23 protein-coding genes and 3 tRNA genes are annotated in these 23,585 nt (G+C 74.8%); 10 read left to right on the top strand and 16 right to left on the bottom strand.

The annotated features are described in order from the left end of the window. Positions 1-45: 45 nt before the first annotated feature. The 3 genes from ACZDWJ_RS10685 to ACZDWJ_RS10675 form a co-directional block, all read right to left on the bottom strand. Entirely contained in the window at positions 46-1,125 is a 1,080-nt protein-coding gene (locus ACZDWJ_RS10685) for an NADH:flavin oxidoreductase (protein ID WP_463520937.1), read from the bottom strand. Beyond that, the gene (locus ACZDWJ_RS10680; protein ID WP_463520936.1) at positions 1,122-2,060 is read right to left on the bottom strand and encodes an NADP-dependent oxidoreductase; all 939 of its coding nucleotides are present in this window, start codon (positions 2,058-2,060) and stop codon (positions 1,122-1,124) included. The genes ACZDWJ_RS10685 and ACZDWJ_RS10680 overlap by 4 nt, the downstream gene beginning before the upstream one ends. A gap of 156 nt (positions 2,061-2,216) precedes the next feature. Then, positions 2,217-4,058 carry a glycerophosphodiester phosphodiesterase family protein gene (locus tag ACZDWJ_RS10675; protein WP_463520935.1) on the bottom strand — a complete coding sequence of 614 codons (1,842 nt, stop codon included), beginning with the start codon at positions 4,056-4,058 and terminating at the stop codon, positions 2,217-2,219. A gap of 175 nt (positions 4,059-4,233) precedes the next feature. Between ACZDWJ_RS10675 and ACZDWJ_RS10670 the strand changes: the two genes are divergently transcribed. Both ACZDWJ_RS10670 and ACZDWJ_RS10665 read left to right on the top strand, forming a co-directional pair. Further along, positions 4,234-4,941, top strand: coding sequence for a fasciclin domain-containing protein (locus tag ACZDWJ_RS10670; RefSeq protein WP_463520934.1), 708 nt, complete (start codon positions 4,234-4,236; stop codon positions 4,939-4,941). 250 nt (positions 4,942-5,191) lie between these two features. Beyond that, positions 5,192-6,427 (top strand): S8 family peptidase, encoded by a 1,236-nt coding sequence (locus tag ACZDWJ_RS10665; RefSeq protein WP_463520933.1) that lies wholly within the window; start codon positions 5,192-5,194, stop codon positions 6,425-6,427. A 215-nt stretch (positions 6,428-6,642) separates the two neighbouring features. Here ACZDWJ_RS10665 and ACZDWJ_RS10660 read toward each other — a convergent pair whose 3' ends face one another. The 3 genes from ACZDWJ_RS10660 to ACZDWJ_RS10650 all read right to left on the bottom strand — a co-directional run bounded on the left by ACZDWJ_RS10660 (position 6,643) and on the right by ACZDWJ_RS10650 (position 9,965). Further along, positions 6,643-7,665 (bottom strand): hypothetical protein, encoded by a 1,023-nt coding sequence (locus ACZDWJ_RS10660; protein ID WP_463520932.1) that lies wholly within the window; start codon positions 7,663-7,665, stop codon positions 6,643-6,645. A gap of 83 nt (positions 7,666-7,748) precedes the next feature. Further along, the gene (locus ACZDWJ_RS10655; RefSeq protein ID WP_463520931.1) at positions 7,749-8,315 is read right to left on the bottom strand and encodes a dihydrofolate reductase family protein; all 567 of its coding nucleotides are present in this window, start codon (positions 8,313-8,315) and stop codon (positions 7,749-7,751) included. Between the two features lie 123 nt (positions 8,316-8,438). Beyond that, positions 8,439-9,965 (bottom strand): S8 family peptidase, encoded by a 1,527-nt coding sequence (locus ACZDWJ_RS10650; RefSeq protein ID WP_463520930.1) that lies wholly within the window; start codon positions 9,963-9,965, stop codon positions 8,439-8,441. 133 nt (positions 9,966-10,098) lie between these two features. Between ACZDWJ_RS10650 and ACZDWJ_RS10645 the strand changes: the two genes are divergently transcribed. After that, positions 10,099-11,826 carry a sensor histidine kinase gene (locus ACZDWJ_RS10645; protein ID WP_463520929.1) on the top strand — a complete coding sequence of 576 codons (1,728 nt, stop codon included), beginning with the start codon at positions 10,099-10,101 and terminating at the stop codon, positions 11,824-11,826. 24 nt (positions 11,827-11,850) lie between these two features. On the opposite strand, the gene ACZDWJ_RS10640 is transcribed toward ACZDWJ_RS10645, so the two are convergent. From ACZDWJ_RS10640 to ACZDWJ_RS10630, 3 genes are all read right to left on the bottom strand, one after another. Further along, the gene (locus ACZDWJ_RS10640; protein ID WP_463520928.1) at positions 11,851-12,150 is read right to left on the bottom strand and encodes a DUF7218 family protein; all 300 of its coding nucleotides are present in this window, start codon (positions 12,148-12,150) and stop codon (positions 11,851-11,853) included. A gap of 67 nt (positions 12,151-12,217) precedes the next feature. After that, the gene (locus ACZDWJ_RS10635; RefSeq protein WP_463520927.1) at positions 12,218-12,607 is read right to left on the bottom strand and encodes a nuclear transport factor 2 family protein; all 390 of its coding nucleotides are present in this window, start codon (positions 12,605-12,607) and stop codon (positions 12,218-12,220) included. A 111-nt stretch (positions 12,608-12,718) separates the two neighbouring features. Beyond that, a tRNA-Phe gene (locus ACZDWJ_RS10630) sits at positions 12,719-12,792 on the bottom strand. A gap of 113 nt (positions 12,793-12,905) precedes the next feature. Here ACZDWJ_RS10630 and ACZDWJ_RS10625 point away from each other — a divergent pair. The 4 genes from ACZDWJ_RS10625 to ACZDWJ_RS10610 all read left to right on the top strand — a co-directional run bounded on the left by ACZDWJ_RS10625 (position 12,906) and on the right by ACZDWJ_RS10610 (position 13,978). Continuing rightward, positions 12,906-12,978 (top strand) — tRNA-Glu (locus ACZDWJ_RS10625). Between the two features lie 115 nt (positions 12,979-13,093). Continuing rightward, positions 13,094-13,411, top strand: a complete 318-nt coding sequence (locus tag ACZDWJ_RS10620) for a hypothetical protein (protein WP_463520926.1) — start codon at positions 13,094-13,096, stop codon at positions 13,409-13,411. Between the two features lie 52 nt (positions 13,412-13,463). After that, positions 13,464-13,537 (top strand) — tRNA-Asp (locus ACZDWJ_RS10615). An 84-nt stretch (positions 13,538-13,621) separates the two neighbouring features. Next, entirely contained in the window at positions 13,622-13,978 is a 357-nt protein-coding gene (locus ACZDWJ_RS10610) for a metallopeptidase family protein (RefSeq protein WP_463520925.1), read from the top strand. A 27-nt stretch (positions 13,979-14,005) separates the two neighbouring features. Here ACZDWJ_RS10610 and crcB read toward each other — a convergent pair whose 3' ends face one another. From crcB to ACZDWJ_RS10595, 3 genes are read right to left on the bottom strand one after another with little or no spacing between them, the layout of a single operon-like run. After that, the gene (crcB, locus tag ACZDWJ_RS10605; RefSeq protein WP_463520924.1) at positions 14,006-14,344 is read right to left on the bottom strand and encodes a fluoride efflux transporter CrcB; all 339 of its coding nucleotides are present in this window, start codon (positions 14,342-14,344) and stop codon (positions 14,006-14,008) included. Continuing rightward, positions 14,341-14,775: a fluoride efflux transporter FluC gene (locus ACZDWJ_RS10600; RefSeq protein ID WP_463520923.1), complete on the bottom strand. Its 435-nt coding sequence runs from the start codon at positions 14,773-14,775 to the stop codon at positions 14,341-14,343. Before ACZDWJ_RS10600 ends, crcB begins: the two co-directional genes overlap by 4 nt. Position 14,776: 1 nt before the next feature. Beyond that, complete coding sequence (locus ACZDWJ_RS10595; RefSeq protein WP_463520922.1) at positions 14,777-15,706, bottom strand: ATP-binding protein; 930 nt, start codon at positions 15,704-15,706, stop codon at positions 14,777-14,779. Between the two features lie 574 nt (positions 15,707-16,280). On the opposite strand from ACZDWJ_RS10595, the gene ACZDWJ_RS10590 reads away from it, so the two are divergent. Further along, complete coding sequence (locus ACZDWJ_RS10590) at positions 16,281-17,738, top strand: NAD(P)/FAD-dependent oxidoreductase (RefSeq protein ID WP_463520921.1); 1,458 nt, start codon at positions 16,281-16,283, stop codon at positions 17,736-17,738. A 15-nt stretch (positions 17,739-17,753) separates the two neighbouring features. Here ACZDWJ_RS10590 and ACZDWJ_RS10585 read toward each other — a convergent pair whose 3' ends face one another. Beyond that, positions 17,754-18,431: a PaaI family thioesterase gene (locus ACZDWJ_RS10585; RefSeq protein WP_463520920.1), complete on the bottom strand. Its 678-nt coding sequence runs from the start codon at positions 18,429-18,431 to the stop codon at positions 17,754-17,756. Between the two features lie 171 nt (positions 18,432-18,602). Between ACZDWJ_RS10585 and ACZDWJ_RS10580 the strand changes: the two genes are divergently transcribed. Continuing rightward, positions 18,603-19,136 (top strand): GNAT family N-acetyltransferase, encoded by a 534-nt coding sequence (locus ACZDWJ_RS10580; RefSeq protein ID WP_463520919.1) that lies wholly within the window; start codon positions 18,603-18,605, stop codon positions 19,134-19,136. A gap of 19 nt (positions 19,137-19,155) precedes the next feature. Here ACZDWJ_RS10580 and ACZDWJ_RS10575 read toward each other — a convergent pair whose 3' ends face one another. Next, positions 19,156-20,406, bottom strand: a complete 1,251-nt coding sequence (locus ACZDWJ_RS10575; RefSeq protein ID WP_463520918.1) for a hypothetical protein — start codon at positions 20,404-20,406, stop codon at positions 19,156-19,158. A 122-nt stretch (positions 20,407-20,528) separates the two neighbouring features. Here ACZDWJ_RS10575 and ACZDWJ_RS10570 point away from each other — a divergent pair, with 122 nt between their 5' ends. Beyond that, positions 20,529-22,070 carry an adenylate/guanylate cyclase domain-containing protein gene (locus ACZDWJ_RS10570; RefSeq protein ID WP_463520917.1) on the top strand — a complete coding sequence of 514 codons (1,542 nt, stop codon included), beginning with the start codon at positions 20,529-20,531 and terminating at the stop codon, positions 22,068-22,070. 50 nt (positions 22,071-22,120) lie between these two features. Here the strand turns inward: ACZDWJ_RS10570 and ACZDWJ_RS10565 are convergent, their stop codons facing one another. Next, positions 22,121-22,855, bottom strand: coding sequence for a helical backbone metal receptor (locus ACZDWJ_RS10565; RefSeq protein ID WP_463520916.1), 735 nt, complete (start codon positions 22,853-22,855; stop codon positions 22,121-22,123). Between the two features lie 32 nt (positions 22,856-22,887). After that, positions 22,888-23,460, bottom strand: a complete 573-nt coding sequence (locus tag ACZDWJ_RS10560; RefSeq protein WP_463520915.1) for a dihydrofolate reductase family protein — start codon at positions 23,458-23,460, stop codon at positions 22,888-22,890. Between the last annotated feature and the right edge of the window lie 125 nt (positions 23,461-23,585).

Genomic DNA, 23,585 nt, shown 5'->3' with positions numbered 1-23,585 from the left:
GAGAGATGCGGGGGTCTCGCGCGTTCGATGCCGGCGCCTGCCGGCTCAGGCGACGAGGCCGTCCCAGCCGGCGGCGAGGTAGTCGACGAAGCGCGGGCTCACCGACTCCGCGATCAGCTCCTCGCGGGTCACCGGCTGCGGCCGCGGCTCGAAGCCCGGGTCGGCGACGGCGCGAGCGGCCCAGTCGTGGTGCAGGATCGCGCCGATCCCGACGCTGACGAAGTCTGCGCCCTGCTCCAGCGCCCAGCGGGCGTCAGCGGCGGTGCGCACCTTGCCGGCGACGCCGAGGGCCGCGCCGTGACGCGGCAGGTCGACGAAGTGCTCGATCAGCAGGCCCTCGTGACCCTCGCCGCGCGGCCGCGCGTAGACGTCCCACAGCGACATGTCGAGGTAGTCGATCAGGCCGGTCGCGAGCAGGTCGCGGGCGACCTCACGGCCCTCGGGCAGCGTGATGCCGTTGCCCTCCGGCGTCAGGCGGATGCCCAGCTGGAAGTCCGGGCCGGTGGCGCCGCGGATGCCCTCCAGCACCTCGTGGAAGACGCGCGTGCGGTTCTCCAGCGAGCCGCCGTAGCGGTCCGTGCGGTGGTTGCTGCGGGCGTCGAGGAACTGGCAGAGCAGGTAGCCGTGCGCGCCGTGCACCTCGACGCCGTCGAAGCCGGCCTTCTCGGCCCGCACCGCGCCGGCGACGAAGTCGGCGACGACCTGCTCGACCTGCTCGGTGGTGAGCTCCTCGGCCCGCTTGGCGGGGTCGGCCCACGGCGCGACGTTCGGCACGCCCGTGACGTCGGGGTCGGCCCGCAGGCCGCCGTGGTGCAGCTGCACCGACGAGACGGTGCCGGTGGCGCGCAGGTCGGAGGCGAGGTCGGCGAGCCCCGGCAGGTGGACGTCGTCGCTGCTGCCGAGCTGGCCGGCCCACGCCTGCCCGGCGCGGGAGACGTGCGAGGCGGCGCTGAGGGTGAGCCCGAAGCCGCCGCGCCCCCGGGCGAGGAGCCACTCGTGCTCGTCGCGGGAGAGCGTGCCGTCGGCGTGGCTCTGGGTGTTGGTCAGCGGCGCGAGGGCCACCCGGTTGCGCCACGCGGGGCCGTGCGGGAGGACCAGGGCGTCGCCGAGGCCTGCAGCGCTCACGCGTCGCCCTCGCCCACGGTGATGGCGATCTTGCCGCGGGTGCGGCCGGTCTCGGACGCGCGGTGCGCCTCGGCCAGCTGCTCCAGCGGGTAGGTGGCGGCGACGTCGACGCGCAGCCGGCCGCTGTCGGCGAGCTCGGCGAGGGCGTCGAGGCCCGCGGCGTCGGGGCGCACGAAGACGTAGTGGCCGCCGAAGCCGGCGGCGGTGTCGCCGTCGACGATCGAGGCGATGCGGGAGGGGTCGTGCACCTGGTTCGGGGCGTCCTCGAGGGCCTCGCCGCCGATGAGGTCGAGCACGGCGTCGACCTTCGCGCTCAGCTGCTCGCTGATCGGGCCGGCGGTGTAGTCGATGAGCTCGCTGGCGCCCAGGGAGCGCAGGTGCTCGTGGTTGACCTCGCGGGCCGTCGCGACGACGACCGCGCCGCGGGCCGCCGCGATCTGCACCGCGAACTGTCCGACGCCGCCGGCGGCGGCGTGGACGAGCAGCCGCTCGCCCTCGCGCACCTGCAGGGCCTCGTCGATGGCCTGCCAGGCCGTGAGGCCGGCCAGCGGCACGGAGGCGGCCTCGGTGAACGACAGGCTCGCGGGCTTGCGGGCCAGGGTGCGATCGGGCGCGGGGACCAGCTCGGCGGACGTGCCGAAGGCGACGTCGTCACGGCGCACGTAGCCCCAGACCTCGTCGCCCACCTTCAGACCCGAGCTGCTGGCCGGGCCGACGGCCTCGACGACGCCGGCGACATCCCAGCCCGGGATGATCGGCAGGTGGTGCGGGAGCGCACCCTGCAGGTAGCCCTCGCGGATCTTCCAGTCGACGGGGTTGACGCTGGTGGCGCGCACGCGCACCAGCACGGTGTCCGGGCCGACGGGCGGGTCGGGGACCTCGCGGACCTCCAGGACGTCGGCGCTGCCGAACCGGTCGAAGACGACTGCTCGCACGGGAACTGCTCCTCTACTCGTGGCGTGAGGTGCGCGGCCGGGACGGGCCCCGGTGGGGGCGGGCCGCGCGACCGATCCGAGGCGGACCGGCCATCTGCGCACAACAGCCGACCCCGCCGGGACCTTCCCGCTCACCCGATCCGTCGGGGCGGGCGCTCAGGACGTCAGCACGGCGCGCAGCCCCGCGACGTCGGAGGCGCCGATGTGGTCGACCCCGATCTCCACCAGCGCGCGCCAGACCCGCTCACGCTCGGGGCCGGGGGCGTCGGGGGTGTGGAAGAAGCGCACCCGGCGGCCCTGCTGGTGGGCCTGGTCGACGAAGGCCTTGAGCTTCGAGCGCAGGGCGGCGGGGATCGCGGTCTCGCCGCGCCAGGTGGTGAGCGTGGTGAAGTCGGCGCTCACCAGCGGCGCGATCGCCGCGGAGAGCCCGAGCGTCGCCTCGCCGGGTCGCAGGTCGTGGCTGGCGTAGCGCAGGGTCTGGGTGCGCATGGTCGCCAGGTCCCGGTTGCCGCTGATGACCACGCTCACCGCGCGGGGCGTCGCGGTGGCGTTGGTGGAGGTCGCGGGGCTGCTGTTCGCCCAGGACGTCAGCAGCTGCGGGTGGCGGCGCAGCACGGCGTGGAGGGCGGCGTAGGTGGTGCGGGCCTCCGAGCGCACGTCGAGGACGAGCTGGAAGGGCCGGGTCTGCCCCGGCAGGATCGCCCCGCGGTTCATCCGCGCCAGCGCCTCCAGGGGAGCGAGGTACACGCTCTCGAGGTCGCGGCCGGCGGTGGCCTGGGCGGCCGTCGCACCGACCCGGGGCTCGCCGTCGACCAGCCAGACGTCGACGTCGAGGCTGGTGGCGCCCTGCAGGTAGGCGTCGGCGACCGGCCGCGCGCGCAGGTGGTCGTCGTCGGCGGTGGCCCGGGCCACGGGCGTCGCCTGCGGGGGCACCGCCACCGGTGCGGGGAGGGGCCGCCCGGCCTGGGCCAGCACGGTGCGCAGGCGGTCGGGGACGTCGGTGATGAGACCGTCGACGCCCAGGTCGATCAGCGCGCGCATCTGCGCGGGGTCGTTGACGGTGTAGGGGATCACGGTCAGGCCGCGGCCATGGGCGCTGTCGAGCAGCGCCGAGGTGACGTAGGGCCGAGTGCCGCCTCCGGGGGCGGGGACGGCGGCCGGCGGCGAGAGGGCGTCGGCGCCCAGGGCCGCGGCCGCGGCGGCGACGTCACCGCCGTAGGAGTCGATGTCGAGGCCGGCCATCCACGGGCTGGCGCCCGGCTGGCCGACCTGCTGGTAGAGCGGGTCGGTCAGGGCCACGGTCTCGACGGCGGGTGCCTGCCGCTGCACCAGCCGCAGCGTGCGCCAGTCGAAGCTCTCGATGCTGACCTGGTCGGTGAGTCCGGCGGCGGCGACGTCGCCGAGCAGGGCGTCGACGAACTGCTGCGGCGTCGCGGTGATGCTCGGCGAGTCGGCGAAGACCTTGGTCTCGATGTTCAGCCGCGTGGGCGCACGGTAGGCCCGCACCAGCCAGAGCACCTCCGCCAGGGTCGGCATGCGGGTGCCGGGCGCCGTCTCCTGTCCGGCGACGATCGCCTGCGACCCGCAGTCGAGCGTGCGCACCTGGTCGAGGGTGAGGTCGTGGATCCTCTTGCCGACGTGGGGGTACTCCGGGTCGCCGGGCGTCACCGGACCCGTGTCGACGCAGTAGGGGCTGGTGACCGCGTAGTTGTGGCTGACCACGGCGTGCCCGTCGGCGGTGATCGCGGTGTCGAGCTCGAGGGTCGTGACCCCCAGCCGCAGGGCCTTGTCGAAGGCCGGCAGCGTGTTCTCGACCGTCAGGCCGCGCCCGCCGCGATGGGCCTGCAGGTCGAAGGGCGCCGGGGCGGCGGCGGTGGCTGCGGTCGCCGGAGCGGCGGATCCGGTCGCGAGCGGGACGAGGCCGCCCAGCAGCGCCGTCAGCGCCGTCAGCGCGAGGGCGGGCACGAGTCGGCGGACCGGCCGGGGGGAGGGGGTCATGCCTCGATGACAGCCGCTCGGTGGCGCTGTGGCAAGGCCTTCCCGGAGTGCGGTCCAGACGGCCGATCCCTCTTCTTCGGGGTGGGTGGCCGACCGGTCCGCGGGTCGGGACCGAAGAGCAGTCGACATCGGCGCCCGCATCGGGCGGGCGCCTGTGAGAGAGGGAGACTCACCGATGATCGTTCGTCGTACGCGCCGCGCCCTGGCCGGAGGCCTCGCCGCCGCCGCCGTCGTCGCCGCCGGAACCCTGGCGTCGCCGGCCACCGCCACCCCCCAGGCCGCCCCCGCTGCGAAGGCCACCACCGCCGCGAAGGCGCCCGCCGCCAAGGCGCTGGGCACCCGCAGCCTCGCCTACGTCCTCGCCTCCGACGGCAAGGGCTTCGACCGCGACGCGGCCGACTTCGACATCCTCGACGCGATGGTGCGCAAGGTGCTGGCCCGCAAGCCCGACAGCCCCGTCGCGCTGCTGACCAAGGGCCGCAACGCCCTGACGCTCTTCGCGCCCACCGACGCCGCCTTCGAGCGTCTCGTCCAGACCCTGGGCGGCCCCACGCCGAGGACCGAGCAGGACGCCGTCAAGTCGATCCTCAAGGCCGTCGACGTCGACACGCTCGAGCAGGTGCTGCTCTACCACGTGGTGCCGGGCGCGACGCTCGACTCCCCGGTGGTCGTGTCCCTGGCCAAGAAGGGCACCGACGTCAAGACCGCCCAGGGCGGCACCTGGAGGGTCGCGCTGAGCGCCGGCGACATCGTGCTCTTCGACAAGGACCCGCAGGTCCCCAACCCGCGCGCGATCACCTCGGCGCTGGACATCAACAAGGGCAACCGTCAGATCGCCCACGCGATCCACCGCGTGCTGCTCCCGATCGACCTGGAGAGCTGACCCACCGCCGGCCCGTCGGCCGGTCCACGTCGGATCACGAGCCCCCTGCTCTCCGGAGCAGGGGGCTCGTGCGCATGGAGTGCCCGTCGTGCAGGTTCGTGCGGTGCACCAACGTGCAGCGCGGGAGGCGTTGCCGCGGCGGCACCCACGGGGCGACGGTTCCGGGACGACGGATCGCCCGTTGACTCCTTCCCTCCCGGGAGGGTGCCCACCACGGGGCCGTGACCCGGCCCTTCGGAGGTAGACGTCCATGAAGAAGCTGGCCACCGCCACCACCGCGCTCGCCGCCGTCGCCGGCCTCGGCGCGCTCGCCGCCCCGGGCGCCAACGCCCAGGCCGCCCCGGCCCAGGAGAAGGTCGCGCCCGCCGCGCAGACCGCCGCCGCGCCCGTCCGGGCCGAGGGCCAGCGCGCGCCGCTGGTCACCGCCAAGCGCGCCATCGCCTCGCGCTACATCGTGGTGCTCAACAAGGACGCCGCCCCCGAGGCCCGCTCCGAGGCCGCGGCCGCGGTCGCCGGCACCGGCGGCAAGGTCGCCCACGTCTACGCCTCGATCGGCGGCTACGCGGCCACCCTCACCTCCGCGCAGCTGGCCAAGGTCCGCCAGGACCCCGACGTCGCCTTCGTCCAGCAGGACTCCAAGGTCTCGATCTCCGCCACCCAGAGCAACCCGACCTGGGGCCTGGACCGCATCGACCAGCGCAGCCTGCCGCTGTCGAAGAGCTACACCTACACCCGCACCGGCTCCGGCGTGCACGCCTACATCATCGACACCGGCATCTACGCCGCGAACACCCAGTTCGGCGGCCGGGTCGCCGCGGGCGCCACCGCCGTCAACGACGGCAACGGCACCACCGACTGCAACGGTCACGGCACCCACGTCGCCGGCACCGTCGGCGGCTCGACCTACGGCGTCGCCAAGGCCGTCACCCTCGTGCCGGTCCGCGTGCTGGGCTGCGACGGCTCGGGCAGCAACTCCGGCGTCATCGCCGGCATGGACTGGGTCGCGCAGAACGCGATCAAGCCGGCCGTCGCGAACATGAGCCTCGGCGGCGGCGCGGACTCCGCCACCGACGCCGCGGTCGCCCGCATGACCAGCGCCGGCGTCACCGTCGTCGTCGCCGCGGGCAACGAGAACGCCGACGCCTGCACCACCTCGCCGGCGCGCGCCGCCTCGGCCATCACCGTGGGCGCCACGACCTCCACCGACGCCCGCGCCTCGTTCTCCAACTACGGCTCCTGCGTCGACATCTTCGCCCCCGGCCAGAACATCACCTCGGCCTGGATCGGCAGCACCACCGCCACCAACACCATCTCCGGCACCTCGATGGCCTCCCCGCACGTCGCGGGCGTCGCGGCGCTCTACCTGCAGGGCAACCCCTCGGCCAGCCCGGCCACCGTCGCCAGCGCCCTGACCTCCAACGCCACCACCGGCGTGGTCACCGGCGCCAACGGCTCGCCGAACCGCCTGCTGTTCACCAACTACTGAGTCGACGACCGGGCCGAGGTGCCCGACCGTCAGGTCGACCAGCCCTGACCTGGACCGAGCGCCCCTGCGCGGTCCGGGGCGGGCCGCCGGGCGGGATCGCCGTCCCTCGCCCGGCGGTCCGCGCACCCGGCTCCCCCAGCCACTGCTGAGGATCCCCCCGCACCCGCACCCTCCCGGAGCAGCCTCCGGGAGGGTGCGGTGCGTCCGGGCCCGGCTCAGGACGTGGGCAGCGGCACCCGCGTCCAGGTCAGCGTCGTGCGGCCGTGCCGACGCTGCGGGTCCAGCGCGAGGTACTCCGCCGCGGTCTCCGCGCCCTGCACGGTGATCCGCGTCAGGTTCGGCGCGGCGTCGGCGCCGTAGAGGTCGAGGAAGCGCTGCTCGATGAGCGGGTGGTCGGCGGCGAACACGTGGGTGTCGCCGTTGACGAGGTAGACCGCGCCGTCGAAGTCCGCGGCCCGGGCGGCGATGCGGCGCACCAGCGGGCCGAAGGCGCGAGCCGCGCCCGGGTCGGCCTCCGGGGCGAACATGTCGGCCTGGCAGAACAGCACGACCGCGGAGCCGCGGCGTCGCTCGGCGCGGTCGAAGGCCTCGTCGACGAGCGCCTGGGAGCCGCGCGAGCGGGCGGCCTGCTCGGCGGTCTGCGCGGCCGTGGGGCCGGTGGTGCCGGTCCACGGCGCGAGGTCGTCGTCGGAGCCGACGACGTGGAGCGCGGCGAGCTCGAGGCCCGGCAGGCTCCACCGGACGTTCTCCGGCAGGCCCCGGTGGGCCTGGGAGTCCACGCGCGCGGACCGGGTGCCGAGGGTGCGGCCGGGCTGGGGGAAGAAGACCTCGCGGACGCGCTGCAGCCGCTGGAGGGGGTCGTGGCCGCCGGCGGCCGGGCGGTGGCAGTCGGTCCACTCGTTGTCGCCCGGCGAGTAGACCAGCGGCGTGCGGGAGGCGTCGAGGATGTCGTGCACCTGCACGAGCTGGGCGTCGGTGCACGGCGAGGAGCCGGTCTTGATGTCGCCGACGTGCACGGTGACGGTGGGGCGGGCGGCATCGATGAGGCGCAGCCAGCCCGGCAGCTCCGCGGTCTGGGCGGCGGAGTACGGGACGTCGCCGATCACGGCGATGGTGTCGGTGGAGCCGTGGTGACGGGGGTGGCTCGCGGCGTGCTGGCCGGCGAGGGCCGGCGTCGGGAGGGTCAGGGCGGTGAGCGCGAGGGCGGCGAGCCCGGCGCGTCGCAGTCGAGTGGTCATGGGGGCGAACCTGCGCCAGCCCGATGACCGGGCGGTGGCGCCCGGGTGGCCCGCGGGTGACGGACCGCCGGGGCGCCGCGCGCTCAGCGCACGACGTCGAGCACGAGCTGGGTGACGCCGTTGCCGTGGTTCTGCGACTCCACGACGCTCAGGCGCTCGGCGTCCTTGTCGGCGGTGCTGAACAGCCGCTTGCCGGCGCCGAGCAGCACCGGGAAGACGAGCAGGTGGTAGCGGTCGACGAGTCCGGCGTCGGCGAGCGCGGCGCCGAGCGTCGCGCTGCCCTGGACGATGATCGGGCCGCCCTCGGTCTCCTTGAGCGCCGCGACGTCGTCGACCGAGCGCAGGATGGTGGCCGGCCAGCGCTCGTCGTCGTGCTCGAGGGTGGTGGAGACGACGTAGCGCGGCATCTGGTTGTAGCGCGGGAAGACGTCGGTCATCGTCGGCCAGACCGGCGCGAAGGCCTCGTAGCTGACGCGGCCGAGCAGCATCGCCTCGGCCTCCTCCTGCTCGCGACCCTTGAGCTCGTACACGGCGTCGTCGTGCTCGACGGCGTTGAACGTCCATCCGCTGTTGCGGTAGCCGGCCTCCCCGCCGGGGGAGTCCATGACGCCGTCGAGGGACATGAAGGCGGTGACGATGAGGGTGCGCATGGCGGGCTCCTGGGATGCGTGACGGGGGTCGATGGTCTCAGAGCAGACCGACGCCGGGCGATGGACTCATCGCCCGGCGTCGACCGGATCCGCCGCAGGCGGGGAGCTGCAGGCGGTGGGGCGTCAGCGCACCGCGTCGAGGGCGTCCACGAGGCCCGCGCCGTAGTAGCTGTTGTCCTCGGTGGTGCCCACGCAGGGCGCGCCCGCGAGGGCGGCGTCGCAGGCGTGCGGGTCGGCCTCGCGCTTGAGCTCGGCCAGCATCCGCGCCGGGCTCCAGCTCGGGTGCCGCGAGGCCATCAGGGCCAGGACGCCCGCGACGTGCGGGGTGGCCATCGAGGTGCCGGACTTCAGGCCGTAGCCGTTGTCGGCCACCACGGTGGAGAGGATCCGCGAGCCCGGAGCGGCGACGTCGATGATGCCGAGGCCGCGGTTGCTGAACGACGAGAGCCGGCTGCTCAGGGTGTCGGCGGGGAACCGCTCGACCGAGGACACCGTGACGACGCCGGGCAGCTCGGTGGGGATGTCCTGGCAGCCCTGGTTGAGGGTGCGCTCGATCGGCGTGGAGTCGTCGGGGCTGGAGTCGTCGGTGGTCTTGTTCGCCAGGTCGTAGGCGGAGTTGCCGGCCGCCGCCGCGCTGACGACGCCCCGGCGCGTGGCGAACGCGACGGCGCGGCGCACGGCCTCCTTGGCGGCGAGCTGGTCGGGCTGGTCCTCGCAGTAGAACTGGAAGGGGTCGACGTAGTAGCTGTTGTTGGTGACGTCCATGCCGTGGGTGGCGGCCCAGACGAAGCCGCAGACGGCGTACTCGGGGTAGATGAAGCCGCCGTCGTCGACGACCTTCACCGAGGCCAGGCGCACGCCCGGCGCGACCCCGACGATGCCGACGCCGTTGCGGGCGGCCGCGATCGTGCCGGCCACGTGGGTGCCGTGGTCGCTGGTGGTGGGCTGCCAGCCGGTGGGCGAGGTGTCGGGACGGCCGGCGTCGGTGCAGTTGACGGAGTCGCGGACGTCGATGTTGGCCGCGAGGTCGGGGTGGTCGGCGTCGATGCCGCTGTCGAGCACGCCGACGACCACGCGGCGCGAGCCGTCGGTGACCTGGTGGGCGCGGTCGGCCTTGATCATCTGCAGGTCCCACTGCTCGGACTCGCGCGGGTCCGGCGTCGGGGTGGTGCGCTCGGCGCGTCCGGGGCGCGCGACCCGCTCGGCGGAGCGCGAGGAGCGGGCGGCGGCGGTGCTCTCGACGACCGGCACGGTGCGGGTGGCGCCGACCGAGCCGAGGGTGCGGCCGGCCACGCGGCGGACGTCGGCGCGGAAGTCGCCGTTCTCGCTGTGCGCGACGACCACGCCGATCTCGGGCCAGGCCTGCACGACGTCGCCGCCGGCGCGGCGCACGGCGCGCTCGAGCAGCCAGGTCTGGCCACGGCTGGCGTGCGCGGCGTTGAGCAGGTAGCTGGAGACGACGCCGTCGGGCGTCGCGATCGGCACCGGGGTGCTGACCGGGCCGGCGGGCGGCTGGGCCGGGCCGTGGCCGGGGCCGTGCGCGGGGCTGGCGACGGCGCCGGTGGAGGCGAACGCGGCAGCGCTGAGGCCGGCGGCGAGGGCGAGCGCGACGGCGGAGCTCCGCCGTGCACGCAGGGTCCGAGGGGACATGCGTGGTTCCTTCCCGAGAGTCGACGCGCGGTCGTGCGCCGATCCGCCCATCCTCCCCCGAGGCGGACGTGCAGCGCCACCCCGCGCCGTCCCGGCCGCTCAGGGGCGGGACCGCCCGGCCGATGGGGTCGGGGTGATCGCTCGAGAGCTCGCCCTCGCCCCGGCCGCGACCCTGCAGCACATGGTGGACGTCTCGCCCGACGCGGGCCTGCTCCTCGACGCCGACCTGCGGATCGTGCATGCGGGGCCGCGGGCGGCGCGCCTGCTGTGGTGCGCGGCGACGGACCTGGTGGCCACCCCGGTGGGCGACCTGCTGCACGCCGACTACCGCGCCCGCTTCGAGGCGCGCTGCCGCGAGATCGCGCGCACCGGCGACGAGGCGGCCGGCTTCCCCGCGGTGGTGCGTCGGGGCGAGGCCGACGTGGCGGTGCGCGCCTGGGTGGGCGTGGTGCCCGACCTCGACGACCACCTCCTGGTCTGGCTGCGCGAGAGCGAGCCCCGCCCGGCCCGCGTCGACGACGCCGCCCTGGTGCGTGACCTCCACGACGAGATGCTGCAGGTGCTCGCCACCGCCGCCTACGCCCACCAGCGCGAGAGCCGCGCCGAGGTCGGCGAGGCCCTCGACGCCGCCATCGCCCTCACCCGGCGTCTGGTCGAGCGGGCCGGCGGCGCCGTCGCGCCGCCCCCGAGTCCGGCGCGCCCGCTCCCCGAGCGCCCCGTCCCGGCTCCCTGGCGCGGCGTCATCCGCGCCCTGCTGGCCGACGACACCCGCACGGTGCGCTCGCAGATCCGCGCGATCTTCGGCGCGCTGCCCGGCGTCGAGGTCGTCGCGGAGGTCGACGACGGCGTCGAGGCGGTCGAGACAGCGGCCCGACTGCAGCCCGAGCTGGTCGTCGTCGACCTCTCGATGCCGCGGCTCGGCGGCCTGGAGTCGATCGTCGCGATCCGCGCGGCCTGTCCGCGTACGCGCATCGTCGTCCTCTCCGGGTACGCCCGCAAGGACGCCGCGGCCCCGGCGCTGCGGTGCGGAGCGGACGCCTACGTCGAGAAGGGCGGCGCGATCGGCCGGCTCGCGGCGCTGGTCGACGACCTGTTCCCACTGCGCGACCGCAGCGCCGGCGTGCGCGCGTCCGCCGAGCAGGGGCCGGACGGGTCGGGCTGGCCCTCCCGGCCCGGGGACGACGCCATCGACCTGGTGTCCCTCTACGCCCACGAGCTGCGCAACCCGCTGGCCGCCCAGGTGCTGGCCGCCGACCTCGCGCTGGAGATGCTCCCGCCGGCCGCCGCCCGCCTGACGCCGGTGCTGCAGCGCCTCCGTGCGGGTGCCACACGCATGGAGCGGCTGGTCGGCGCCATGGGCGACGCCAACCGCATCGGCCGCGGTCAGCTGAATCTCGTCACCGAGCCGGTGTCGCTCGCGCAGGTCGCGCGCGAGGCCCTCGCCGGACTGGCGCAGCCGCCCCGCGCCGAGGTGGTCTGGGAGGTCGCGGCCGACGTCGTGGTGCTCGGGGACGCCTTCCGGCTCGGCCAGGTCGCGGAGAACCTGCTCACCAACGCCTGCAAGTTCGCCGGCCCCGACGCCCCGCTCACGGTACGCGTCGGCGGCACCGATGGCCTCGGCCACCTCGACGTCGTCGACGCGGGCCCGGGGGTGGCGCCCGAGGACCGTGAGCGGATCTTCGAGCCCTTCGAGCGGCTCGGCTCGGCCCGTCCCGGCCTCGGGCTGGGCCTGCACCTCTCCCGCGAGATCGCCCGAGCGCACGGCGGCGACCTGGCCGTCGTCGCCGGTCCTCCGGGCGCCACGCTGCGGCTCAGCGTGCCGGCGCTGCTGCCGACGACCCCGGGCCGGGTCGGGGGCTAGTGCTCGGGAGCTAGCGCTCGGGGGCTAGTGCGTGCGCAGGGCGTCGATCAGCTCGGCCTTGCGCATCGAGGAACGACCCTCGACGCCGATCTCGGCGGCCCGGCGGCGCAGGTCCTCGACGGTCCACTCCTCGTAGTCGCCCGCGCGACCGCCGCGTCGGCCCACCGTCGAACGGCCCTCGCGCGCCGAGGCGTTGGCGATCCGCGCGGCCTTCTCCTTGCTGGCGCCCTCGCGTCGCAGCGCCTCGTAGGTCTCCTCGTCCTTCACCGACGGGCCGGGGCCCTGCTGGCTGGACCTCCCGGCTCGGCTGGGCTTGCTGGGCATGACGCGCTCCTCTCCGGGCCCGTCGCTCGGGCCCACCGCCTCCTACCCGCCCGCCCAGGGGCGCACGTCACCCCTCCGCAGGGGCGGCGGCGTCGCGCTCTCGATGTGGAGGCGGGGTCTGGACGACGTCGGTCCAGACCTCGGTCATCTCCACGACACGTCCAGCACGGGTGCGGACGAAGGTGGCCACCTCGAAGTGCGTCCGGCCGTCGCCGTCCCCGGCGGTGACGTGGCAGCGCGCCGCCGCACGGTCGCCGGCGCCGACGAGGTCGTGGACGGTCAGGCCGTCGAAGTCCGGGTAGGTGGCGTTGAGCCGCACCCAGCCGTCGCGGTCGAAGGACTCGCCGGTGTGGACGTAGCGGCACGCGAAGTCCTCGTCCAGCAGGTCGCCGAGCTCGTCCCAGCGGTGGGCGTCGAGCAGGGCGCACAGCCGGCTCAGGACCGCGGTCGCCTCCATGCGCCCACGATCTCATCTCCGCGCCCACGCAGGGCCAGCAGCGGGGGAAGGACGAAGGCCCCCGCCGAGGCGGGGGCCTTCTGAGTCGCAGGTGGAAGCCCTGCGTGCTCGTGGGCAGGGGCGGGGTCGAACCGCCGACCTTCCACTTTTCAGGCGGACGCTCGTACCAACTGAGCTACCTGCCCGAGCGGGCACACCATAGCGCAGGCGGTCCGCGGCCTCCGAATCCGGGTCGGCGCGGGCCGACGGACGCTTTGCCGCCTGTTCCGCAGCGCACCTATGCTGACCCCGCAGTCCGGCCCCCATCGTCTAGCGGCCCAGGACCCCGCCCTTTCACGGCGGTAGCGCCGGTTCGAATCCGGTTGGGGGTGCCGATCCCGGCGTCGTCGGGAACCGCCGCGGGTCCTGGCCCGTCGCAGCGTCATGAGATCGCTGCCGACGGCCCCCGCCTCTGCCCTGGCCTCTGCCCTCGCCTCGTGCGCGGTCGTGCTGTCCGGGTGCGGCCTCGCAGGTCAGGACGCACCCGCCGAGGCCTCCTGCGCGGCGCTCGTCGACCTCGACGGCCACCGCTACGTCGGGACGGGCGAGGCGCGCCGCGACCTTCCCGTCACCGGGCGCACCCTGAGGGCCACCGTGCCCGGGTGCGCTGACATCGGCGGCCAGCCCGCGAGCGCCCCGTCCCCAGTGCGGGTGGGCGAGATCGCGGACGTGCCGACCACCACCGCGGTCGTCCTCGACGACCTCGTCTACCTGCGTGAGGGCGAGCGCCTGCCCGAGGTCCTGCGCCCCGAGGCGCCGCGGTGACGCGGAATTGGGAACCGGCGCCGACCTGGGCTATGGTTCCCTCGCTTCGCAAGGCCCCGTAGCGCAGTTGGTTAGCGCGCCGCCCTGTCACGGCGGAGGCCGCGGGTTCGAGTCCCGTCGGGGTCGCAGACGATCAGCCCCGGACCACCAGGTCCGGGGCTGATCTGCTTCTTGAGCCCTCTCCTCAGGGCCGCCTGGCAGCATGGCGGCGTGCCCCTGGAGATCGACGACGTCCGCTTCGACGCCCTCGTCGACGACGCGCTCGACGCGATCCCCGAGGAGCTGGCCCGCCTGGTGCGCAACGTCGTCCTGCTGGTGGAGGAGCGGCCGCCGCCCGAGGAGCCGCAGGATCTCCTCGGCCTCTACGACGGCGTCGCCCTCACCGAGCGGGACTCCTCGTGGCTGCCCGAGCTGCCCGACCGGATCCTCATCTTCCGCGGACCCCTCCTGGAGATGTGCGCCTCGGAGGAGGAGCTGGTCGAGGAGGTGCGAATCACCGTCGTCCACGAGGTGGCCCACCACTTCGGCATCGACGACGAGCGCCTGCACGCCCTCGGCTGGGGCTGACCGGCCGCTCTCGGAGGGCGCGGCGGCTCAGGCGCCGAGGACGAAGCCCAGCCAGCAGGCCGCCAGCCCGAGGCCGATCGTGCCCAGCACGTAGGTCGCTCCCCGCAGCGGCGCCCGGCGGAGCAGGCCATGGGACTGCACCGCGAAGGTCGAGTACGTCGTCAGGCCGCCGCAGAATCCGGTGCCGAGGAGCGCCAGGGCGTCGCCGTCGATCGCGAGGCCGGCCAGCAGCCCGAGGACGAACGAGCCGGCGACGTTGACCGCCAGCGTCCCCAGGGGCCGGTCGGCGGCGTCGAGGCGACGTCCGATCAGCCAGCGCAGGGGTGCGCCGACCGCCGCGCCCAGCGCGACCATCAGCGCGGTCACGCCTCGGCCCGTCGCGTGGTGAGGGCGGCGCCCGCGGCGGTGCCGAGGACGACCGCGAGCAGGCAGGCGGCCAGGGTGCCGGCCAGGTAGGCGCCCGCGACGCCGGGACGACCGGCGTCGAGGAGGGCGCGCGCCTGCTCGGAGTAGGCGGAGAACGTCGTCCAGCCGCCGAGGAGCCCGGGGCCGAGGGCGAGGGTCGCCAGCTCGCGGCGGCGCTCGGGCGCGCGGGCGGCCAGCAGCACCACCAGCGCCGGGAGGGCGGCGAGCACGAGGCTGCCGGAGACGTTGATGGCGAAGGTCGTCCACGGGAAGTCGGTGGGCGCGTCCGGCCACGCCTGCGTGGCGGCCCAGCGGCCCGCGGCGCCGATCGCGCCGCCCAGGGCGACGACGGCCACCCGCGGCGCGAGGCCGGACTCGGGGGAGCGGGCCACGTCAGCTGGCGGCGCTGCGGTGGGCGGCGACCGCGCCGCCGCCGGTCCAGCGCTGCGGCGCGCCGCCCTGCGCCTGGCGCACGACCTCGCCGAGGTACCACTGCTGGAAGCGACGCTGGTCGGCCGTGCGCGCGAGCGAGAGCAGCCGCTGCTGGCGGCAGAACTCGTCGGCGAGGTCGAGCAGGTCGATGAGCCGTGCGATCGGGCCGACGAGGCCACGCGGGATGACGAGGTCGAGGTCGACGGCGTCGGCGTGGGTGCTCATCGCCGACTCGAACTGGCGCCGCATCGCCGAGGAGCGCACCTCCTCGTCGACGTTGCGGAAGACCTCGGCGAGGTCCTCGGCGACGGGGTAGACCGAGCGGGCGGCCAGCGAGAGGAGCCGCACCTCGCGGCGCAGCTCGTCGAAGTGGTGGGTGAGGCCCTGCAGCAGGGCGAGCGGGACGCCCTCCAGGCGCACCGAGACGGGGTCGAGCGGCGGCTCGTGGAGCGCCTCCTCGACGCCGGTGATGACGCCCTCGGCGCCGTCGCCGTCCTGGATCTCCGCCGCGGGGACGAACCAGACGACCTTGCCGTCGGCGTCGACGTCGGCGCCCCAGGCGTCGGCGCAGCGGGCGACGATCGCCAGGCCGCGGCCGAAGGTGAGCAGGAGGTCGTCGTCCTCGGGCTCGGGACGCGGCAGGGCCGGCGGCTCCTGCGAGGCGTCGCGGATCTCCACGCGCGGGTGCTCCCGGGTGCCGCGCACGCGCACCTGGATCGGGGCGCGGCCGTGGAGCAGCGCGTTGGTGACGAGCTCGGAGACGCCGAGCTCGGCGCACTCGACGAGGTCCTCGCGTCCGATCGCCCGGCAGGTGTCGACCACCCACCGCCGGGCGTCCTGGACGCCCCGCGGGCCGGCGTCCAGCGCGAGGGCTGGCCGGTTCAGCGGCACGGGCGGTACTCCATCGATTCGGGCCGAGAGGATGAGGTCGGGCGGGGGGACGTGGGTGGGGCTGCTGCGGGTCTGCTGCGGGTCTGCTGCGGGTCTGCTGCGGGTCTGCTGCGGGTCTGCTGGTGCGACCGGGCTCCGAGCGGCCCGCCTGCCTAGGCAGGTGTCTTTGGTGACTATGTCGTGGCTTTCCCGGGCCACTGGCACCCAAAACCCGGGTCGTTGAAGATTTTGCAGTCCGAGCGCGTCGCCGCACAGCGTTTCGGCGACGATTGGAACGTTCCCACCGGCCCGCGGCGCAGCAATGTGACCTTCGGCCTCCCCCGAGAGGAGGGGATCCGTGATCGACGGGGGTCGTGGGGGCGTCGAGCCACGCGTGCCGACGCCCTCCGGCGTCGGCGTCGGCGGGGTGTGACGTGGACGACAGGCATGCGACCGGGGGGAGGGGGCGTTAGGACCTGAAGAAGGCCAGGCGCGACAATGACGAACGAGGCCATCCTCCCCTGTCGAGCCTGGCAGGATCCGCGTAGGGACGTCCCCCGGCCTCAAGGCGTCCCGAGGGAAGGTTCGGTACTCGATGACCACTCAGAAGCACCGCGTGGTCGTGATCGGCTCCGGGTTCGGCGGCCTCTTCGGCACCAAGGCCCTGCGCCGCTCCGACGTCGAGATCACGATGATCGCGAAGACGACGCACCACCTGTTCCAGCCGCTGCTCTACCAGGTGGCCACGGGCATCCTCTCCGAGGGCGAGATCGCCCCGCCGACGCGTGAGGTGCTCAGCCGCCAGGAGAACGCGAAGGTGCTGCTCGGCGAGGTGCGCCACATCGACCTCGAGCGCCAGGAGGTCACCTCCCACGTGCTCGGTCGCGAGACCGTCACCCCCTACGACTCCCTGATCGTCGCCGCCGGCGCGGGCCAGTCCTACTTCGGCAACGACCACTTCGCCGAGTACGCCCCCGGCATGAAGAACATCGACGACGCCCTCGAGCTGCGCGGACGCATCTTCGGCGCCTTCGAGCTCGCCGAGATCGGTGCGAACCGCGGCGAGGACGTCGACCACCTGCTCACCTTCGTCGTCGTCGGCGCCGGCCCCACCGGCGTCGAGATGGCCGGCCAGATCGCCGAGCTCGCTCACCGCACCCTGCGCCGCGACTTCCGGCAGATCAACACCGAGCGCGCCCGCGTCGTCCTCGTCGACGCCGCCCCGCAGGTCCTCCCGCCCTTCGGCGCCAAGCTCGGCGCGAAGGCGAAGAAGGAGCTGGAGAAGCTCGGCGTCGAGGTGGTCCTCAACGCCATGGTCACCAACCTCGACGAGCGTGGCCTGGACATGAAGCACAAGGACGGACGCACCGAGCGCATCGAGGCCGTCACCAAGATCTGGGCCGCCGGCGTGCAGGCCAGCCCGCTGGGCCGCCAGCTCGCCGAGCAGAGCGGCGCGCCGCTCGACCGCGCCGGCCGCATCGGCGTCAACCCCGACCTCACGCTGCCGGGCCACCCCGAGGTCTTCGTCGTCGGCGACATGATCGCCCTCGACAACCTCCCCGGCGTCGCGCAGGTCGCCATCCAGGGCGCCAAGTACGCCGCCAAGGAGATCGACGGCCGCCTCAAGGGCAAGCCGGCCCAGGGTCCGTTCAAGTACTTCGACAAGGGCTCGATGGCCATCATCAGCCGCTTCCGCGCGGTCGCGATGGTCGGCAGCGTCCGGCTCACCGGCACCGTCGCGTGGCTGATGTGGCTCGGCGTGCACCTCGTCTACATCACCGGCTTCAAGAACCGCGTCACGGCGCTCCTGCACTGGGCGATCAGCTTCCTGGGCCGGGGTCGCTCCGAGCGCACCGCCACCGAGCAGCAGATCTTCGGCCGCAACGCGCTGGCCCGGCTCGAGGGCGGCGCGTCCGACCTCGTCTCCGCGCCCGGCGAGTACGACACCGCCCGCGAGTCCGAGCGTCGCGAGGAGCTCGAGGCGCAGGCCGCCGAGGAGGCCCGCCTCACCGACTCCCACCAGCGCGGCGTGAAGGTCTCCGAGCGGGTCTGACCCCTGCTCTGAGGGTCACTCGAAGAACGACGGGCGCGCCCCGGGGTTCGCGGCCTCGGCGGCCGCCACCCCGGGGCGTGCCCACTTCGGCAGGATGAACAGGCCCTCGGCCTCCACCGTGACGCCGTCGGGTCCGATGAGGTGCCCCCGGGCCCAGGTCTTGATGCCCTCGCTGCGCTCGATCCACGCCTCGGCCCGCAGGTCGCCCAGCGGCGTCCCCTGGCGGTAGGTGAGCGTGAGGGTGGCGGTCATCCCCGGCCGTCCGCCGGCGCCCGCGGCCTGCCCGAGCATCTGGTCGAGGATCAGCGCCGAGACGCCGCCGTGCACCAGCGTCGGCGGCCCCTCGTAGGCGGCGCCGAGGTGGAAGTCGGCCCATGCCCGTCCGGTGGGGTCCTGGTGGACGGCCAACGGCGGCGCGAGCGGGTTGCGCAGTCCGACGACGCTGTTGCCCCACGCCCGCCCGTTGCCCTCGGCGTCCATCCGCACCCCGTACGCCCCATCGAGCTGTCGCGCCCGCAGCCGCGCGGTGATCGCCTCCACCTCCGCCTGCGCCGCCCGCACGTCCTCGGCGTCGGCCAGCGTCCGGATCGTCGCGTCCACCAGGTCGCGCACCGCGTCGGTGAAGGGCCCGTACAGCGCCCGCTCCTCCGCGATCTGCTCGGGTGTGAGGTCTTCGGGGGCGTAGCGGCGCATGGGGCGAGAGTAGAACAGGTTCTATCCGGCAATGACCCGGTCAGCCGGGTAATTGTCTGGTTGGCACGCGAAATGTCGCGTGCCAAGCAGACAGCTCGCGTGCCAAGTGCGGCCAGCGGCCGGCTGCGAAAACCGGTGGGACGTCGCCCCTGCGCTGTGTTCGGATGCCGCATGGCCACCGCACTCGTCCGACCCGACCTCCGCCTCCACGCCTCCTGGGCCGCTGCCGTCGAGGAGTTCGGCGATCCGGCCGGCATGGACGGATCCGGGCTGTGGACGATGGACACCGGCGACCTGTCCCGTGCCGCCCTCGAGCGGCTCCTGCCGTCCCTGCTCGACGCCGTCCACACCGCGCAGCAGGAGGGTCACGTGCTCTGCACCTACCTGTGGATCGTCGATCGCGACGGGGCCGACGGCTCCGAGGAGTTCGTCGGGTACCTCGCCCTGCGGCACGAGCTCAACGACTTCCTGCTCGAGCAGGGCGGCCACATCGGCTACGCCGTGCGTCCCTCGCGACGCCGGGAGGGTCACGCGAGCCGGGCGCTCGCGCTGTCGCTCGACCACGCCCGCGGGCTCGGCCTCGAGCGCGTCCTGATCACCTGCGACGACGACAACGTGGCCTCGGCGCGCACCATCGAGCGCAACGGCGGCGTCCTCGAGGACGTCCGCGCCGACAAGCGGCGCTACTGGATCGAGCTCGCCTGACGCCGCTGGCGGCGTCGGCTCAGAGCTCGGGGCGGTAGTACCGCAGCGCGGTGAGCAGCTGCTCGGGGTCGACCATCGAGCGGTCGATCTCGAACGGCGCGATGCCGCGGCGGTGGAACAGCAGCCGCCACCGTCGGCTCGCCGGATCGCCGATCGACTCGATCTCGGTGTAGGCGCTGGCCACCTCGAAGACGTGACGACCCCGTGCGCTCTGCACCTCCAGGCGTCCGCCGTGCAGGCTCAGGCGCGCCACCGGCGACGCGGCCCGCACGGCCCACACCACGCCGGTGACCAGTGCGAGCACGAGCGTGACGAGCGCGCTGGCGTCCGTGCCGTCGACGTAGGCGTACGCGCCGGCCGCGAGCGTCGCCGCCAGGGAGATCAGCAGGGCGATCGAGGCGACGCGCCGGGCGCCGGTGCGGGGCGCGAAGTCGATCGCCGGCGGCGGGTCGTCGCTGACGGGCGGCGCGATGCCCTCCCAGGCGCGGCGCGGGACGGGTGCGGCCGCCGGTGCGGGAGCCGGAGTCGGACGGGGGCGCCGGCGCGATGGTGCGGGGGTCTCGACGGGCTCGACGACCGGTGCGGGCTCGACGACCGGTGCGGGCTCGGCGACCGGTGCGGGCTCGGCGACCGGTGCGGGCTCGGCGACGGGCGTGGGCTGGGCGGGCTGACGGCGCGCGCGGGAGGCGCGGCGGGACGGTGCGGGGGTCTCGACGGGCTCGACCACCGGTGCGGGCTCGGCGACCGGTGCGGGCTCGGGCTCGACGACGGGCGCGGGCTCGACGGCCGTCGGTGCGACGATCGCCTTGGGCTCGGGTTCGACGGCGGGCTCGGACTCGCGCTCGGGCTCGACGGCGACCTCGGGCTCGACGGCGACCTCGGGCTCGGCGCGCCGGCGGCCACGGCGTCGTCCGCGCTCGGCCTCCTCGGCGCGCTTGCGCGCGGACGGCATGAGCACCGGCTCCCACTCAGCGGGGGCGGGGGCGGGCTCGGACGCGGTGGGGGCCGGCGCAGGAGCCGCGGCCGGCGTGGCGCGGGCGAGGCGCGCGGCCAGCGAGCGGGAGGCGTCCCCGGCCTCGGCGGGAGTGCCGCCCGAGGCGTCGGCAGGAGCGACGGGGGAGTCCGGACGCGGGAGCGTCCCGAGTCGGGGCACGCCGAAGGTGCGCGGCCGCTCGACGTCGTCGGCGGTGCGCTCGCGATGCTGGAGCCAGCGGTCGAAGAGCTCGGTGTCCGAGCCGTCCTCCCGGGGCCCGCCCTCCTCGTTCCCCATGGACTGCAACGGTACGGCGATCGATCGGATCGCGCAGGAGGACCGCGAGGCTCGTCGGCGGATGACACACTGCGGCACGGCGCGAACCGGTCGCGCGGCACGACGAGCGGGAGGAGCACGCGGTGCGCGAGCAGCCCTTCGGATCCTTCCTGCTCGGCCCGGCCGGCCAGTCGCCCCGGATGCTGCGGGTGCGGGTGCAGAGCCTGCTCACCGTCATCCTCGTGGCCACGCACGTCATCGGCGCGCTGATCGTCGTCGCCCTCACCGCGTGGGTGCTGCCCGCCGAGCAGGCCGTCGACGGCATGCAGCTGGCGCTGGCGATCGCGATCCCCGTCTACGTCGCCCTGGCGGTGGTCGTGGGCGTCGTCGTCGGCACCCGCGAGTCGCTGCGGACGCTGCGCTGGGTGCAGCGCGGAGAGACCCCCGACCCCGAGGAGCGCCGTCGCGCCCTGGAGGTGCCGCTGCGGCTGACCCTCATGCAGGGAGGGCTGTGGTTCGCCGCCGTCGTCCTGTTCACCGGACTCGCGGGGCTGCTGCAGCCGGACCGGATGATCACCTCCGCCGCCACCGTCGGCCTGGCCGCGCTCGTCGTCTGCGCGGTGGCCTACCTGCTGACCGAGTTCGTCCTGCGGCCCATCTCGGCCCTCGCGCTGCGCGACGACGACGTGCGGCGGCGTCCGCGCGGCCTCGGCGTCGGCGGCCGGATGGTGACGTTCTGGCTGCTGGGCACCGGCGCTCCGATCGTCGGCCTGGTCATCACCTCGATCCTCGTGCTCTCCGGCGAGGAGGTCAGCACCACGCGGCTGGCCGTCGAGGTGCTCGTGCTCGGCGGCATCGTGCTGCTCTTCGGGCTGCTGGTGACGATCCTCAACGCGCGCGCCGTCGTCGGACCGGTCGACTCGGTGCGCCGCGCGCTGCTGCGCGTCGAGCGGGGCGATCTCGAGCCGAGCCTCGCCGTCTACGACGCCACCGAGCTGGGGCTCCTGCAGGCCGGCTTCAACCGGATGACCGCCGGCCTGCGCGAGCGGGAGCGACTGCGCGACCTGTTCGGTCGCCACGTCGGCCACGAGGTCGCCCGCGCCGCCGCGGCGTCCGAGGTGCGGCTGGGTGGGGAGACCCGCGAGGTCAGCGTGCTCTTCGTCGACCTCGTCGGCTCCACGACGCTGGCCGCCGACCGCGACCCCGCCGAGGTCGTCGAGCTGCTCAACGGCTTCTTCGGCGTCGTCGTGGAGGAGATCGACCGCCGCGGCGGCATCGTCAACAAGTTCCTCGGCGACGCCGTCCTCGCGATCTTCGGTGCGCCCGTCGACCTGCCCGGCCACGCCACCGCGGCGCTGGGCGCCGCCCGCGCGATGGCCGATCGGCTCGCCGCTGAGCAGCCCGGCGTCGAGGCCGGCATCGGCGTCTTCACCGGCGCCACCGTGGCCGGCAACGTCGGCACCAGCAGCCGCCTGGAGTACACCGTGATCGGCGACGCCGTGAACGCCGCCGCCCGCCTCACCGAGCTGGCCAAGCAGGCGCCCGGCGGCATCGCCGCCGCCGGCGAGACCCTCGCCCTGGCCGACGACGCCGAACGCGTCCACTGGGGAGCCTGGCGTGCCGAGGCCGACGCCGTCGTGCTCCGTGGGCGCACCCGCAGCACCGACGTGTGGGTGCGGGCGTAGGCGCTGGGCGAGGGGCAGTTTCCCCGGACATCCGGGGAAGCCGGACGTTGTCAGGGGAAGCTTCCCCTGACCACATCCCAGCTTCCCCTGACCTGATCGGCCAGCGACGCCGCCTCGAGCAGGGACGGCCCGTACCAGGTGAGCAGCCGCCCGCTCACCAGCGCCGTCGGAACGCCGAGCGCCTCCGGGCCGTCGTCGGCGGTGAAGACGTAGGGCTCGTCGGGCAGCAGCACGACGTCGGGGCGTCGCTCCTCGATCTCGGCGACCTCGACGCGCGGGTAGCGGTCGGCGTCGGCGAAGACGTTCTCCCAGCCCAGCCGTCGGCACAGGTCGGAGGTGAAGGTGTCGCCGCCGACGACCATCCACGGGTCGCGCCAGATCGGCACCGCGACGCGAGCCGTCACCGCCGGCAGGGGACCGCACCAGCGCTCGCGAGCCGCGGCGAGCCAGCGCGGCTCGTCGACCTCCAGCACCTCGCAGAGGTGCTCGTAGGCGGCGATCGCGTCGGGCACGGTGGCGATGTCGGTGACCTCGACGCGCACGCCCTGCTCGCGCAGGCGGCGCACGTCGAGCTCGCGGTTCTCCTCCTTGTTCGCCACGACCAGGTCGGGGGCGAGCGCGACGATCGCGGCGACGTCGGGGTTCTTCGTGCCGCGCACGCGGGTGACGCCGCGGGCGTCGAGGTCGGCCGGGTGGGTGCACCAGTCGGTGGCCCCGACCAGCTCGACGCCGGGCATCGCGGCCAGCGCCTCGGTGATGGAGGGGACCAGGCTGACGACGCGCACGTCCTCCAGGCTAGTCCGGTCTGCTCGCAGGCTCAGGCGCGGACGAGTCGCTGACGCACGACGCCGTCGGCGAAGGCCTCCGAGGACTTCAGCCGCCACCGGACGGCGTCGTCGGCGGCGTCCGCGAAGAGCGGGATGCCCCGGCCGAGCGTCACCGGGTTGACCTTGAGCACGAGCTCGTCGATCGCCGGCAGCAGCGCGCCGGCCAGCGTCCCGCCGCCGCACAGCCACACGCCGGTCTGCGACTCCTCCTTGAGTCGCCGCACCAGTGCGAGCGGGTCCTCGCCGGTGACCTCGACGCCGGGTGCGGCGTCCTCGACGGTGCGGCTGCGCGAGAGCACCACCTGACGCAGGTGCGGGTAGGGGCTGCGGGTGACGGCCAGGCCGCTGGCGTAGGTGTTCCAGCCCATGACGACGGTGTCGAACTCGGAGCCCGTCGGCGCGATGCCCAGCGCGGCGTGGGCGAAGGCCGGGATGGTGTCGGGGTGGTCGCGCACGTGCGCGGCCACCGACTCGCCGTCGGTGGGGAAGACCGAGAAGTCGCCGTCGCTGCGGGCGATGTGGCCGTCGAGGCTGCAGGCGACGAGATAGGTGAGCGGGCGCACGGGGGACCTCCGAGCAGGTCGTGGGCGGGCGGACCCGGGTGAGGCTAGGGGTCGCCGCGCCCCGGGGCGAGGGGTTATCGCCGGGAGGCTCCGACCGTCTGACGTGTCTCGCAGGTTCTCTGGCG

Source organism: Nocardioides sp. B129/18, from assembly GCF_055282735.1.
This window is presented reverse-complemented; position numbering and strand designations above follow the sequence as displayed.

Excerpts from the sequence above, each read along its gene's own strand:
- ACZDWJ_RS10660 (WP_463520932.1), bottom strand. The coding sequence starts at position 7,665 with ATGACCACTCGACTGCGACGCGCCGGGCTCGCCGCCCTCGCGCTCACC.
- ACZDWJ_RS10590 (WP_463520921.1), top strand. The coding sequence starts at position 16,281 with ATGACCACTCAGAAGCACCGCGTGGTCGTGATCGGCTCCGGGTTCGGC.
- ACZDWJ_RS10650 (WP_463520930.1), bottom strand. The coding sequence starts at position 9,965 with ATGTCCCCTCGGACCCTGCGTGCACGGCGGAGCTCCGCCGTCGCGCTC.
- ACZDWJ_RS10585 (WP_463520920.1), bottom strand. The coding sequence starts at position 18,431 with ATGCGCCGCTACGCCCCCGAAGACCTCACACCCGAGCAGATCGCGGAG.
- ACZDWJ_RS10655 (WP_463520931.1), bottom strand. The coding sequence starts at position 8,315 with ATGCGCACCCTCATCGTCACCGCCTTCATGTCCCTCGACGGCGTCATG.
- ACZDWJ_RS10580 (WP_463520919.1), top strand. The coding sequence starts at position 18,603 with ATGGCCACCGCACTCGTCCGACCCGACCTCCGCCTCCACGCCTCCTGG.
- ACZDWJ_RS10635 (WP_463520927.1), bottom strand. The coding sequence starts at position 12,607 with ATGGAGGCGACCGCGGTCCTGAGCCGGCTGTGCGCCCTGCTCGACGCC.
- ACZDWJ_RS10575 (WP_463520918.1), bottom strand. The coding sequence starts at position 20,406 with ATGGGGAACGAGGAGGGCGGGCCCCGGGAGGACGGCTCGGACACCGAG.
- ACZDWJ_RS10665 (WP_463520933.1), top strand. The coding sequence starts at position 5,192 with ATGAAGAAGCTGGCCACCGCCACCACCGCGCTCGCCGCCGTCGCCGGC.
- ACZDWJ_RS10670 (WP_463520934.1), top strand. The coding sequence starts at position 4,234 with ATGATCGTTCGTCGTACGCGCCGCGCCCTGGCCGGAGGCCTCGCCGCC.
- ACZDWJ_RS10640 (WP_463520928.1), bottom strand. The coding sequence starts at position 12,150 with ATGCCCAGCAAGCCCAGCCGAGCCGGGAGGTCCAGCCAGCAGGGCCCC.
- ACZDWJ_RS10675 (WP_463520935.1), bottom strand. The coding sequence starts at position 4,058 with ATGACCCCCTCCCCCCGGCCGGTCCGCCGACTCGTGCCCGCCCTCGCG.